The sequence below is a fragment of the Pseudomonas sp. NPDC089743 genome (genome assembly GCF_044748785.1).
GTDB lineage: Bacteria > Pseudomonadota > Gammaproteobacteria > Pseudomonadales > Pseudomonadaceae > Aquipseudomonas > Aquipseudomonas putida_X.
In genome coordinates this window covers 1-14,530 of the sequence record NZ_JBIVGS010000028.1, presented here as the reverse complement: position 1 = coordinate 14,530, position 14,530 = coordinate 1, and the positions used below count along the sequence as shown (strand labels likewise).

7 protein-coding genes and 1 rRNA gene are annotated in these 14,530 nt (G+C 60.1%); 4 read left to right on the top strand and 4 right to left on the bottom strand.

All coding sequences use genetic code 11. From position 1 onward, the window contains the following. Positions 1–154: 154 nt before the first annotated feature. A 5S ribosomal RNA gene (gene rrf / locus ACIPZC_RS25670) occupies positions 155–270 on the top strand. A gap of 164 nt (positions 271–434) precedes the next feature. Here rrf and ACIPZC_RS25665 read toward each other — a convergent pair. Next, positions 435–1,124, bottom strand: coding sequence for a GntR family transcriptional regulator (locus ACIPZC_RS25665; protein ID WP_400630317.1), 690 nt, complete (start codon positions 1,122–1,124; stop codon positions 435–437). A 204-nt stretch (positions 1,125–1,328) separates the two neighbouring features. Between ACIPZC_RS25665 and lapG the strand changes: the two genes are divergently transcribed. Both lapG and lapD read left to right on the top strand, forming a co-directional pair. After that, complete coding sequence (gene lapG, locus ACIPZC_RS25660) at positions 1,329–2,090, top strand: cysteine protease LapG (protein WP_267824136.1); 762 nt, start codon at positions 1,329–1,331, stop codon at positions 2,088–2,090. A 10-nt stretch (positions 2,091–2,100) separates the two neighbouring features. After that, positions 2,101–4,047 (top strand): cyclic di-GMP receptor LapD, encoded by a 1,947-nt coding sequence (gene lapD / locus ACIPZC_RS25655; protein ID WP_400630315.1) that lies wholly within the window; start codon positions 2,101–2,103, stop codon positions 4,045–4,047. Positions 4,048–4,100: 53 nt separating this feature from the next. On the opposite strand, the gene ACIPZC_RS25650 is transcribed toward lapD, so the two are convergent. The 3 genes from ACIPZC_RS25650 to ACIPZC_RS25640 are packed head-to-tail and all read right to left on the bottom strand — an operon-like array spanning position 4,101 to position 9,005. Then, positions 4,101–5,477, bottom strand: a complete 1,377-nt coding sequence (locus ACIPZC_RS25650; RefSeq protein WP_400630313.1) for an HlyD family type I secretion periplasmic adaptor subunit — start codon at positions 5,475–5,477, stop codon at positions 4,101–4,103. Beyond that, entirely contained in the window at positions 5,467–7,623 is a 2,157-nt protein-coding gene (locus ACIPZC_RS25645) for a type I secretion system permease/ATPase (protein ID WP_241807202.1), read from the bottom strand. The genes ACIPZC_RS25650 and ACIPZC_RS25645 overlap by 11 nt, the downstream gene beginning before the upstream one ends. Positions 7,624–7,667: 44 nt before the next feature. Further along, complete coding sequence (locus ACIPZC_RS25640; protein ID WP_400630311.1) at positions 7,668–9,005, bottom strand: TolC family outer membrane protein; 1,338 nt, start codon at positions 9,003–9,005, stop codon at positions 7,668–7,670. 351 nt (positions 9,006–9,356) lie between these two features. Between ACIPZC_RS25640 and ACIPZC_RS25635 the strand changes: the two genes are divergently transcribed. Next, positions 9,357–14,530, top strand: a 5,174-nt coding sequence (locus ACIPZC_RS25635) for a retention module-containing protein (protein WP_400630309.1), incomplete at its 3' end; no start/stop codon positions are given.

The window sequence follows — 14,530 nt, the reverse complement described above, 5'->3', positions numbered from 1 at the left end:
TGGTAGTGTGGGGTTTCCCCATGTGAGAGTAGGTCATCGTCAAGATTCATTTCGCAAAACCCCTATCTGCGCGAGCAGGTAGGGGTTTTGTCTTTAAGTAGGAACCATAGAGATTCGCGGGTACGTCCACAGGACGGACCGGCACACAGAATTTCTTGACGACCATAGAGCATTGGAACCACCTGATCCCATCCCGAACTCAGCAGTGAAACGATGCATCGCCGATGGTAGTGTGGGGTTTCCCCATGTGAGAGTAGGTCATCGTCAAGATTCAAATCCAAAGCCCCTGTCTGCGCTGCAGACAGGGGCTTTGTCTTTTCCGGGTATGCGCGTAGCTTCGCCATGCGTTGTGCCTGCAACCGCTGGGCAGCCAGATAACCAGCCTGCTGCGGTAGTCGCTACAGCGTGTTGGCAACCGTCAAGTGCAAGCCCGCTTACTCAGTTGCCTGCTTGTCCAGGTAATTCCTGATAACCCGCGCGCCATTGTTCAGATGCTGCTCCAACACCCTCACGGCCTCATCGACCAGCTTGTCGCTGGCGGCATCCGCCAGCGTGTTGTGATCGTCCTGGGTCAGCTTGCCCAGGCCCATCGACGACAGATGAAAACGCAAGAAGCGCTCCTCCTCGTTGAGCTCGTTCTCGATCAGCTGTAGGAGTTTCTGGTTCTGAGCCTTGCAGTACAAGGCCATGTGGAATAGCCGGTTAAGGCGGCCGATCTCGGCGTGGCGAGTCTCGCTTTCCAATTGCCGGATGTAACCACGTGCGCGGGCGATATCATCGGCATCTAGCAGGGGAATGGATTGGCGCAGCGCCTCGGACTCAAGCAGAACCCGCAATGCATAACTGTCGACCGCATCTTCGCCAATCAAGGGTGCCACAACCGCGCCCTTGTGCATCTCCACCTTGAGCAATGATTGCGCTTCCAGCTGGCGCAGCGCCTCACGCACAGGCATGCGGCTGACGCCATACAAGGTAGCCAGTTCTTGTTGGCGCACGGCGGTACCGGGCGGCAGGCGGCCATCGAGTATGGCACTGCGTAAGCGTTCTTCGATCACGCCACGAGCCAGGTTTGCCGGTAGCTGTTCGCTCGCCAGCACATTGCTGAGTTTGATTTTCTCGGCCACGCGAAGTCTGCCTCGACGCCTAAAGTTGGATCCAATGACACTAGTAACAGCCAAGGCCCCTTGTCAAACCAGCGCCCTCGGTGGGGCGAGCGAAAACAAGGCCTTGAGATATGGTGGAGGAAGACGCCTGGCAAAGGAAGCGACATATACAAAGCATTAACTGGAAAGTCTTGGGTACCCGACCACCGGAGGGATGATTGCAGGATGCCATTGTTTTTTATGCTGACAGGCCGCACCATCGCTGCTTTCGACTGGTCTGAGCAGGTCTTCGCAGTGGCGATACCCTCGGTAATCAAAACCGCCGCGCGACGTATCGGCCTTGCCGTTTTGCTGGGCAGCTTGCTGCTGGGCGGTTTGCGTGCGGATTGGGATTTTTCCGAGATCAGTCGCAAGTCGCAGACCCTGTATGGCCCACTGGGCGCTGGCAAAGGTCGCATCGATGCCTGGCAGAGGATGATGGCCACTCAAAACCAAGGCTCCGAGCTACAACGCTTGCAGGCAGCTAACCAGTTTTTCAACCAGCAGTTGCGCTATGTCGAAGACATCGACCTATGGCATGAAGTCGACTATTGGGCCACGCCCATTCAGGCCTTGATCAAGGGCGCTGGCGATTGTGAAGACTATGCTATCGCCAAATATTTCAGCCTGCGACGCATGGGCATTCCAAGTGAAAAGCTGCGCATCACCTACGTCAAGGCCTTGCGCCAGAATCGCGCGCACATGGTGCTGACCTATTATTCAAGCCCACAAGCCCAGCCGCTGGTACTCGATAGCCTGATGGACGCGATCAAGCCGGCCAGCCAGCGTACTGACCTCTTGCCGGTCTACGCCTTCAATGGTGAAGGCCTCTGGTTGACCGGGGCTGCGGGTAACAAGAAAGTCGGTGACACCAAGCGTTTGTCCCGCTGGCAGGACTTGCTAAAGAAAATGCAGGCCGAAGGGTTCCCGGCCGAACCGGTTTACTGAAGGAGCACAGATGTCACTGTTCAAACAATTGCTGTTGGCCATTTGCCTGTTCCTGGTGGTCGCGTTCAGCGGCAGCTTCATGGTCAGCCTGGAGAGTTCACGCAGCCAGTACGTCAACCAGCTGCGCTCACATGCCCAGGATGCTGCCACGGCGCTGGCGCTTTCGTTGACGCCGAACATCGATGACCCGGCGATGGTAGAGCTGATGGTCAGCTCGATCTTTGACAGTGGCTATTATTCGAGCATCAAGGTCGTCGACCTAGGCTCAAATGCGGTGCTGGTGGAGCGTCACGCCGAGCCGGACCCTGGTGGTGTTCCTGCGTGGTTCATCCACTTGATCGGCCTCGAAGCCGCCGGCGGTGATGCCATCGTCAGCCGAGGTTGGCAACAAGCTGCGCGTGTCGAAGTCATCAGCCACCCGATGTTCGCCATCTCCAAACTCTGGCAGAGCGCTTTGGGCAGCCTGGGCTGGCTGCTGCTCTGCGGCGCAGCGAGCGCAGTACTCGGAGCCTTGCTGTTACGTCGCCAATTGCGGCCGCTGGACTACATGGTCGAGCAGTCCCACGCCATCGCCCGCCGCGAGTTCCTCAGCCTGCCTGAGCTGCCGCGCACGCCCGAGTTGCGTCGTGTGGTGCAAGCCATGAACCAGATGGTCGAGAAGCTCAAGGCCTTGTTCAACGAGCAGGCTGAGCGCAGCGAGCGGCTACGTACCGAGTCGTATCAGGACAGCCTGACCGGGCTTTCCAACCGCCGGTACTTTGAAATGCAGCTCAATACCCGAGTCAGCAACCTTGAAGAGGCGAGGGCCGGTTACCTGCTGTTGTTGCGTGTTCAGGACCTCACAGGCCTCAACGCCCGCTTGGGGGGCCAACGAACCGACCAGCTGTTGCAGGCGGTCGGCGTACAGCTGCAGCGTACCTGTGCCAAGTTCCCGGAGACCAACGACCTGATTTCCCGCAGCCGTGGCGGTGAGTTCGCTGTGCTTGCCCCAGGCATGGTGCACGAAGAGGCAGTACAGCTTGCCCAGGCCCTGGAGGCTACGCTACAGAGCCTGCACGAGACCGGCGCCACCGATGTCGACCCGGTAGCTTGTATCGGCCTTGCCCCATTCAGCCCGGGCGATGCGCCGCAAGCGCTGTTGAAACTTGCCGATGAGGCCCTGGCCCGGGCTGAAAACCAGCCGACACCCGGCTGGGTTTGCCTTGAGCAAGGTGCCGCGGCTATTGCTGGCGATAGCCATCACGACTGGCACACGCGGCTTGAGCAAGCCTTCGTCAAAGGCCAGTTCGAACTGTTCTTCCAACCGGTTGTGGATTGCAAGGACGTGCACTGCGTACTGCACTACAAAGTCATTTCACGGCTGCACGATGATGACGGCGAGGCAGTCCCGGCCGGCCGCTTTCTGCCGTGGCTGGAGCGCTTTGGCTGGATGCCGCGGCTGGATGTTCTGGTGCTTGAAAAAGTGCTGGCGCACCTGCGTAGCCACGATCAGGTGCTTGCGCTCAACCTGTCGGCTGCGACCTTGGCCGACCCCAACGCTCTGCAGCGGGTATACGATCTGCTCGGGCAATACACTGCACTGGGGTCGCGCCTGGTCCTGGAAATCGGTGAGGAGCAATTGCCTGCGCAAGCCGTGCTCGAGCAGTTGACTCGACGCTTGCACGGGCTTGGTTTCGGGCTGGCGCTGCAGCGTTTTGGTGGCCGCTTCAGCATGATCGGCAACCTGGCGCACTTGGGCCTGGCGTACCTGAAGATCGACGGAAGCTACATCCGCAATATCGACCACGAGCAACACAAGCGTTTGTTCATCGAAGCCATTCAGCGGGCAGCGCACAGTATCGATCTGCCGCTGATTGCTGAACGGGTCGAGACCGAAGGAGAGCGACAGGTACTACTGGAAATGGAGGTTCAAGGTATTCAGGGGCAGTTGGTGGGTGAGCCCGCCCCGTGGCGCTGACTGCGCCAGAGCGAGCACGTGCAGCACCCCCTCAGGTGCTGCACGTGTGACAGTCAGCGTTCGCGCAGGGCTTCAGAGCGGGCCTTCATGATCGGTTTTAGCAGGTAGCTCATGATGGTCTTCTTGCCGGTCATGATATCCACCGTCGCTACCATTCCCGGGATGATCAGCAAAGGTTTCTCGTCGGTGCCCAAGTGGCTTTTTTCCGTGCGCAGCTTGATCAGATAGTACGTGGTCTTCTTGTCTTCATCGGTGATGGTGTCGGCACCGATCTGCTCCAGCGTGGCCTTCAAACCGCCGTATATGGTGTAGTCGTAGGCTGTGAACTTGACCGTCGCTTCTTGGCCAGGGTGCAAGAATGCGATGTCCTTGGGCAGGATCTTCGCCTCGACTACGAGGCTGTCATCCAGCGGCACGATCTCGACGATATCGCTGCCCGGCTGGATCACGCCACCGACAGTGTTCACCAGCAGCTGCTTGACGATGCCGCGTACCGGTGAGGTGACCATTGTGCGGTTGACCCGGTCATCCAGCGCCTTGCCCGTGGCGGTGGCCTTGTTCAACTCGGTACGTGCCTCGTTGAGCTGGGTCAGCGCCTCGCTGCGAAACTTGCCGCGGGTTTCTTCAATCTTGCTCTGCACTTCCTTGATAGCCGCTTCGGCGCGCGGAATCGCCAGTGCGGTGGAGTCCATCTGCCCGCGGTTTTCAACTTCTGCGCGGCGCAAACGTAGCACTTCCACCTGGGAGATAGCGCCTTGGGCTACCAGGGGCTCGGACATGGCAATTTCCTGGCGCAGCAACTGCAGGCTGTTGGCGTACTGTGCCCGCTTGGAGGTGAACTCGCGCAGTTCCTGCTGTTTCTGCACCAGTTGCTGTTCCAGGCCGCTGATCTCATCATGCAGCTGCTGACGCCGGCTCTGATACAGCGACTGCTCGCTGGCGGCCTGGTTCGGTGCGGCCTTGCGCAGCTCTTCATCGATTTGCAGCGGCTTGTCGTCCACTTCTGCGCTCAGGCGCTGCACCCGCAGGGCCATCGCCAGACGATCGGCTTCGGTTTCACCAACGTTGGACGCGAAGCGTGTTTCGTCCAGCCGCAGCAATGGCTCACCGACTTCGACGATCTGCCCCTCCTTGGCATAGATCTGCGCGACGATGCCCCCTTCCAGGTTCTGAATTTTCTGCACTTTGGAGGATGGAATGGCCTTGCCTTCACCGCGGGTAACTTCATCGATGGGAGCCACGCTGGCCCAGACGATCATGACCAGGAAGAAGGCGATGATGCCCCAGATGGTCAGGCGCACGATGCGCGGTGCGTCTTCGATCAGCGCTTTGTTGACCTCGGGCAGCGGTTGCCCGGCAAGGGATTCCGAGCCTTTGAAGTAACGGCGCAGGCTGTCCTTGAAACGCCCTATATCCAGCTTATGCAACACTGATCTGCCCCTTTTTCAGCGCATCCATGACGGCGGCTTTCGGGCCATCCGCAACAATCTGTCCTCGGTCGATGACGATCAACCGGTCCACCAGCGACAGCAAGGACGCCCGGTGGGTGACCAGCAAAACGGTCTTGCCTTCGATGACGGCAGCCAGGCGCTGCTTGAGGCGTTCTTCACCGGTGTTGTCCATGGCACTGGTGGGCTCGTCCAACAGCAGGATCTGCGGGTTGAGCAGCAGCGCCCGGGCCAGGGCGACGTTCTGCCGCTGCCCACCGGAAAGGTTCTGGCCGCGTTCGCCAACCTGCAGTTCGTAGCCGTCGGGGTGCAGGCGAGCGAATTCATGCACGCCGGCCAGCTCGGCAGCTTGCAGGATCAGTTCGTCTTCAATGTAGCGGGCACCGCTGACAAGATTGTCGCGCAAGGTGCCTGCCAGCAATTGAATGTCTTGCGGGACATAGCCGACGTTATGGCGCAACTCACTGACGTCGATCTGGCGGATATCCACGCCGTCGACCAGCAAGGAGCCATTGTCTGCCTCGTACAGGCCGACGATCAGCTTTGCCAGCGAGCTTTTGCCCGAGCCGCTGCGCCCGATGATGCCGACCTTCTCCCCCGGGCGGATGTTCAGGTTGATACCTTTGAGCGCCATGTTCTGCTGATTGGGGTAGGTGAAATCTACCCCCCGGAATTCGACCGCGCCCTGCAGCACCTGACGGCTCAGCGGACGCTCTTCGAAATTGCGCTCCTGCGGTAGCTCCATCATCTGGTCGGTGGCCACCATGGTCACCTTGGCCTGCTGGTAGCGGGCCAGCAAACCGTTGAGCGAGCTCAGCGGGCCGAGGGCGCGCCCGCTGAGCATGTAGCAGGCGACCAGGCCGCCCATGCTCAGGTTGCCGTCGATGATCAGGTAAACCCCAACGCAGATCATCGCCACGCCCGCCAGCTGCTGGATGAGCAAGGTGATGTTCATGGCCAGGCTCGACAGCACCTTGACGCGCAGTTCGAGGCGGCTGAGGGTGCCAAGTGTCTGCTCCCACATGTACTGGCGTTCGCTCTCGGCGTTGTTGACCTTGACTGCGTCCAGGCCGGCCAGCGTTTCGATCAGGCTGGACTGGCGCTCCGATGCCAGCGCCATGGTGCGCTCCATGGTCGCCATCAGCGGCTTCTGCAGTGCATAGCCGATGCCCAATGCAAGCGGGAAGGCCAGGATCGGGATCCATACCAGATGCCCGCCGATGATGGCGATGACAAGCAGGATCAGTAGGGTGAACGGCAGATCGATCAGGGTGGTCAGTGTGAGCGAAGCGAGGAAGTCGCGCAGACCTTGGAATTCATGGATGTTCTGAGCAAAGCTGCCGACTCGCGCAGGGCGATACTTCATCGACATGCCGACGATCCGCTCGAACAGCGTCGCTGAAATGATCAGATCGGTCTTCTTGCCTGCAAGATCCAGACAGAGGCCGCGCAAGCCTTTGAGAATCAGATCGAATATGTAGGCAAAGCCGATGCCCACCGCCAGCACCCATAGCGTCGACGTGGCCTGGTTGGGAACCACGCGGTCGTACACATTCATCACGAACAAAGGCGCAGCCAGCGCAATCAGGTTGATCACCAGGCTGGCAGCGATGGCGTCGATGTACAGCCACTTGCTGCGCATCAGCGTGTCGCGGAACCACGAGCGGGCGCGCGGGATGAGATTGCCGTGGTTCACATCGAACTTGTGCTGCGGCTGGGCGAAGAACACTTTGCCGCTGTAGTCGCCCTGCAGCGCCTCGCGGCTCACCAGCATCTCACCGCCGTCGCTTTCACTGAGCAGCAAGCGGGCGGTGTCTTCGTTTTCCCAGCCCACCAGCACAGCGCTGCGGCCCTCTTTGAGCAGCAACATGGCTGGCATGGCGATGCTCGGGATCTGCTCCAGCTTGCGCTGAAGTAACCGCCCTTGCAGCCCGGCACGGGCAGCGGCGCGAGGCAGCAGATCGGGGCTCAGGCGCTGGGCCGGCAAGGGCAGGCCGGTAGTCAGCATGGCCCTGCTTGCAGGCTTCTGATGCAGAACACACAGGGTCAGCAGACTATCCAGCAACGGATCATCGTGCTGACTGCGTGGATCGTGGCTGAGGTTCACTCGACTGACTTCGGATTCCACGCGGCGCTCTCTTCATCCTTGCGGGTAGATGATGCGAGTGCGGCTCAGTTCATGCCTGGCAGGTTCACTCGCGGTTTCACGTCATTCTGCACAACGGTGGCCATCGGTGCTACGACACCCTGGCTCTTGAGCAGTTGGCCAATGGTCGCCTTGATTCGGTATTGAGTAAACAATTGTATGTTCTTCACCTCAACCAGACGGCGCTGAGCAGTGAAGGTTTCATTTTCACTGTCGAGCAAGTCGAGCAGCGTGCGTTCGCCAAGGCTGAACTGCTGCTGGTAAGCGCTGCGTACGCGGTTGCTGTGATCGACGTATTGCTGGGCGATTGGCAGCTGGGCGTTGGCGTTCTCTTGCGCATTCCATGCCAGGCCCAGTTCTTCGTTGAGCTGGCGCAGGGCGTTATTGCGAATATCCAGCGCCTGGTTGGCCAAGTATGACTTGGACTCCAGGTCAGCCTTGTTGCTGCCGCCGGCGTACAGGTTGAAGTTCATGCGCAGCATGGCCTGCCACTCATTGTTATGGCCGACAGTGCCATCGATGTTGTTATCGGCCGTTCGTCCGAGTTCTGCATCGAAGCGCGGATAGAAGCTCGACTTCGCTGCGTCGTACTGTTTTTCTGCCGCGGCGATGTCAGATTCTGCCGAGCGCAGCACTGGGCTGCTTTCTACCATCTGCGTGCGCGCTTCTTCCAGAGTCGCCGGCAGCAGGTCGATGAAAGGCGCCGGGGCGCTCAGCTCATCCGGCATCTGGCCTACCACGCTGAGGAAGTTGGTGTTGGCATCGGCAAGGTTGGTCTGCTCGGTGATCAAGTTGTTGCGCGCTTGAGCCAAACGGGCTTCGGCCTGATCAAGGTCTGCCAGACGGCCAACACCACGGCTGGTACGCAGCTTGATCTGGTCTAGGATGCGTTCGTGGTTGCGCAGGTTTTCCTCAGCAAGGCGGACCATCTCGCGGCGCGACAGCACGTCCAGATAAACTTGGGCCACGTCGAGCGCGGTGCGCTCCGAGGTGTCCATCAGCGAGTAGGCGCGTGCATTAACGGTGGCTTGTTGACGGCCTACTTCACTGGAAGTGGCAAAACCGTCAAAAACCATTTGGCGAAGACGGATTGCTGACTCACCGCGATTGAGGGTTTCCCAACGGTTGCCGGTACTTGGGCTGTCAGTCCCCTCACGTCCGTAACCAGCGGTCACGTCTACCCGCGGCAAATAGCCGCCCTGGGCTGCACGCAACTGGTAATCGGCTGCCACCCGGGCGTTGACACCCGCCTGGATCTCCGGATGAACCTCGAGGGCTTTCTGCATGGCTTCGGGCAAGGTTTGTGCTTGTACGAAAGTGGCGGCAAAGGCGAATGGAAGAGCGGTAAACAGTGACGCACGCATTTTTACTGATCCCCGAGGGCGCTGTTGTCCTGAATCACGGTCGAAGCGGTTCAGGTCTGGAAAATGACAACCTGATTTGACCGATGAGCAACTTCCGACGGGGCACTGGTATTAGTACTAAAGGAAGGGATAGCAACCGTTCAAATATCAATGTGACATTACATTGCCAATTGTTTAGGATGACGACCAGAAGGTCAATACTTTGGCATAAAGTTAATAGCCGGCAGTTATAGACGATATTTTGACGTCAAGCATGCCGGAAACAGTTATCGACACACTTGCGTCTGCAGTGGCACGTAAACGCTGCTCGGAGCATGGAACCAGATCACATCGGGTAACCCGGAGAGTCCAATGAGCAGCGTTGTAGCCATCGTAAAAAGTATTGTTGGCCAAGTCATCGCAGTATCCCCAGAAGGCATCCGGCGTGTACTCATTGAAGGTGATCGCCTGTTGGCCGGTGAAGAAGTGCTCACCGGCCCGGGTGGTGCCGTCACCCTCGAACTGGCCGATGGTCGCTTGCTCGATCTGGGGCGTGATACCCAGTGGAGCGCTGATGCACCCGACAGCAGCACCGACTTGGGTCAGGCCACCGCGCAGGCCGCGCCGTCGGTGGAAGAGCTGCAACAAGCGATCGCTGCGGGCGTGGACCCTACCACCGAACTGGAAGCGCCGGCAGCAGGGCCTGCAGCGGCAGGTGGCGGTTCGGTTGGCGGAGGGCACAGTTTTGTGCTGTTGGAAGAAACAGCAGGCTCGGTGGACCCGACCATCGGTTTCCCGACTGACCCTCTGAGCTTCGCCGCCGACCTTGATGACGAGGAGGTCGGCGCGCTGGATACCGATGCCAACGACACCACCGCCGATACTCCGGCAGCGGTCGCCACTGGCCTGACCCTCACCGCCACCCCTTCGATCTCCGAAGCGGGTGGCGTTATCGTTTATACCGCGACGGTCGGCCAGGCACCTACTTCCAACCTGACCGTAACACTGTCCAATGGGGCAGTGATCGTCATTCAGGCGGGCCAGACCAGCGGCACCGTGAACGTGACGATCCCGGCTAACGATACCCCATACGTCGATGGCGGCCAGATCTCCGCCACCGTGACGGGAACCAGTGGCGGTACTGGCATCACCGTGACCTTGCCGCAGACGCCTGCGGTGACTCAGGTTACCGATACAGTAGACAACACGACTGCGACCCTTACCGCTTCGCCAAGCGTCACCGAAGGTGGCGTGATCACTTACACCGTAACCCTGAGCAACCCCGCCCAGACCCCGGTGACCGTGACGCTGTCGAACGGCCAGACCATTACCGTTGGCGCGGGCAATACCACGGGCAGCGTGGACTTCCAGACGCCGGCCAATGATGTTTACAACAATGGCTCGACAGTCACCGCCACCATCACCGGCGCCACCGGTGGCAATTTTGAGCAGTTGTCGATCAATCCCCAGGGCGCTGTAACCACTATCAGCGACAGCATTGACACGTCGACGGTCACCCTGACTGCAACCCCAAGCGTGGTCGAGGGCGGCACCGTGGTGTACACCGCCTCGGTGTCGGCGCCTGTTACTGGTTCGCCGCTGGTCGTGACCCTGGCCAATGGTCAGAGCATCACCATCGGTGTCGGCGAGTCGTCCGGTTCGGTCAACTTTGTTGCGCCGAACAACGTCTACAACACCAATGCACCGCTGACCAACAGTATTACCAAGGTCGAGGGCGGTAATTACGAGAAGCTGGATACCGCAGGTACTCCAACCACGACTGTTACCGACAGCCCCGCTACTCAGGCGACTACCAGCCTGGTGCTGAGCGCCACTGGCGATGTCGCCGAAGGCGGTCAGATCGTTTACACCGCCACGCTGAGCAACCCGGCGGGCACGGCGATGACCGTGACCCTGAGCAATGGCGCGACCATCAACATCGCGGCAGGCCAGACCTCTGGCCAAGTGACCGTCGCAGCTCCGGCCGATGACGTCTACAAAGACGCGGGCCAGGTCAAAGCCACCGTCACTGGTACCACCGGTGGTGACTTCGAGAACCTCGCAGTCAATCCAGCTGAGGCCGTGACCAATGTCAGCGATACGCTCGATACCAGCACGGTGACCCTGACCGCCACTCCAAGCGTGGTCGAGGGCGGCACCGTCGTGTACACCGCCTCGGTGTCGGCGCCGGTCACCGGCAGCCCGCTGGTCGTGACCCTGGCCAACGGCCAAACCATCACCATCGGTGTCGGCGAGTCGTCCGGTTCGGTCAACTTTGTTGCGCCGAATAACGTCTACAACACCAACACCGCGCTGACCAACAGCATTACCAAGGTCGACGGCGGTAATTACGAGAAGCTGGATACCGCAGGTACTCCAACCACGACTGTTACCGACAGTCCTGCTACCCAGGCGACTACCAGCCTGGTGCTGAGCGCCACCGGCGATGTCGCTGAAGGCGGTCAGATCGTTTACACCGCGACCTTGAGCAACCCAGCCGGCACGGCGATGACCGTCACCCTGAGCAATGGCGCGACCATCAATATCGCGGCTGGCCAAACCACCGGCACTGTCTCTGTTCCAGCCCCGGCGGATGACGTCTACAAAGACGCCGGACAGGTCAAAGTCAGCGTTACTGGCACCACCGGTGGTGACTTCGAGAACCTCGCAGTCAACCCGGCTGAGGCCGTAACCAACGTCAGCGACACGCTCGATACCAGCACGGTGACCCTGACCGCCACTCCAAGCGTGGTCGAGGGCGAAACCGTCGTGTATACCGCCTCGGTGTCGGCGCCGGTTACCGGCAGCCCACTGGTGGTCACCCTGGCTAACGGCCAAACCATCACCATCGGTGTTGGCGAGTCGTCCGGTTCGGTCAACTTCACTGCACCGAACAACGTCTACAACACCAATGCACCGCTGACCAACAGCATCACCAAGGTCGACGGCGGTAATTACGAGAAGCTGGATACTACCGGTACTCCAACCACCACAGTCACCGACAGCTCCGCTACCCAGGCGACCACCAACCTGGTGCTGAGCGCCACTGGCGATGTCGCTGAAGGCGGCCAGATCGTTTACACCGCCACGCTGAGCAACCCAGCCGGCACGGCGATGACCGTGACGCTGAGCAACGGCGCGACCATCAATATCGCGGGTGGCCAGACCACTGGCCAAGTGACCGTCGCAGCACCGGCCGATGACGTCTACAAAGACGCCGGCCAGGTCAAAGCCACCATCACTGGCACTACCGGTGGCGACTTCGAGAACCTCGCAGTCAATCCGGCTGAGGCCGTGACCAACGTCAGCGATACGCTCGACGCGTCGACCGTCACGTTGACCGCCACTCCAAGCGTGGTCGAGGGCGGTACTGTGGTGTACACCGCGTCCGTGTCGGCCCCAGTCACCGGCAGCCCACTCGTGGTGACCCTGGCCAACGGCCAAACCATCACCATCGGCGTTGGCGAGTCGTCCGGTTCGGTCAACTTTGTTGCGCCGAATAACGTCTACAACACCAACACCCCGCTGACCAACAGCATTACCAAGGTTGAAGGCGGGAATTACGAACAGCTCGACACCGCGGGCACCCCGACCACCACAGTCACCGATAGCCCGGCTACGCAGGCGACTACCAACTTGGTGCTGAGCGCTACCGGCGATGTCGCTGAAGGCGGTCAGATCGTTTACACCGCGACCTTGAGCAACCCAGCCGGCACGGCGATGACCGTCACCCTGAGCAATGGCGCGACCATCAATATCGCGGCTGGCCAAACCACTGGCACGGTCTCTGTTCCAGCCCCGGCGGATGACGTCTACAAAGACGCCGGTCAGGTCAAAGTCAGCGTTACTGGCACCACCGGTGGTGACTTCGAGAACCTCGCAGTCAACCCGGCTGAGGCCGTAACCAACGTCAGCGACACGCTCGATACCAGCACGGTGACCCTGACCGCCACTCCAAGCGTGGTCGAGGGCGGCACCGTCGTGTATACCGCCTCGGTGTCGGCGCCGGTTACCGGCAGCCCACTGGTGGTCACCCTGGCTAACGGCCAAACCATCACCATCGGTGTCGGCGAATCCTCCGGTTCGGTCAACTTTGTTGCGCCGAATAACGTCTACAACACCAACACCCCGCTGACCAACAGCATTACCAAGGTCGACGGCGGTAATTACGAGAAGCTGGATACCGCAGGTACTCCAAACACCACGGTTACCGACAGTCCGGCTACTCAGGCAACCACCAACCTGGTGCTGAGCGCCACTGGCGATGTCGCTGAAGGCGGTCAGATCGTCTACACTGCGACCTTGAGCAACCCAGCGGGCACGGCAATGACCGTGACGCTGAGCAACGGCGCGACCATCAATATCGCGGCAGGCCAGACCACTGGCACGGTCTCTGTTCCAGCCCCGGCGGATGACGTTTACAAAGACGCCGGTCAGGTCAAAGTCAGCGTTACCGGCACCACCGGTGGTGACTTTGAAAATCTTGCGGTCAATCCGGCTGAAGCCGTGACCAATGTCAGCGACACGCTCGATACGTCGACCGTGACCCTGACGGCGAATGCTTCGGTAATCGAAGGTGGCGTGGTCACCTACACGGCGTCGGTTAGCGCTCCGGTCACCGGTTCGCCGCTGGTCGTGACATTGGCTAACGGCCAAATCATCACCATCGGTGTCGGTGAATCGTCCGGTACGGTCGACTTCGTTGCGCCCAATAACGTTTACAACACCAATGCACCGCTGACCAACAGCATCACCAAGGTCGACGGCGGCAATTACGAACAGCTCGACACCGCTGGCACCCCGACCACCACAGTCACCGATAGCCCGGCTACCCAGGCGACCACCAACCTGGTGCTAAGCGCGACTGGCGATGTCGCTGAAGGCGGTCAGATCGTTTACACCGCGACCTTGAGCAACCCAGCGGGTACGGCAATGACCGTCACGCTGAGCAATGGCGCGACCATCAATATCGCTGCAGGCCAGACCTCCGGCACGGTCTCTGTTCCAGCCCCGGCGGATGACGTCTACAAAGACGCCGGACAGGTCAAAGTCAGCGTTACTGGCACCACCGGTGGTGACTTCGAAAATCTTGCGGTCAATCCGGCTGAGGCCGTGACCAATGTCAGCGACACCCTCGATACCAGCACGGTGACCCTGACCGCCAATGCTTCAGTAGTCGAAGGTGGCGTGGTCACCTACACCGCGTCGGTTAGCGCTCCGGTCACCGGTTCGCCGCTGGTCGTAACCCTGGCTAACGGCCAAACCATCACCATCGGCGTTGGCGAATCGTCCGGCTCAGTCAACTTCACCGCACCGAACAACGTCTACAACACCAATGCACCGCTGACTAACAGCATCACCAAGGTTGAAGGCGGCAATTACGAACAGCTCGACACCGCCGGTACTCCAACTACGACGGTCACCGACAGTCCCGCTACTCAGGCCACCACTAACCTGGTGCTGAGTGCGACTGGCGATGTCGCCGAGGGCGGTCAAATCGTCTACACCGCCACGCTGAGCAATCCCGCCGGCACGGCGATGACCGT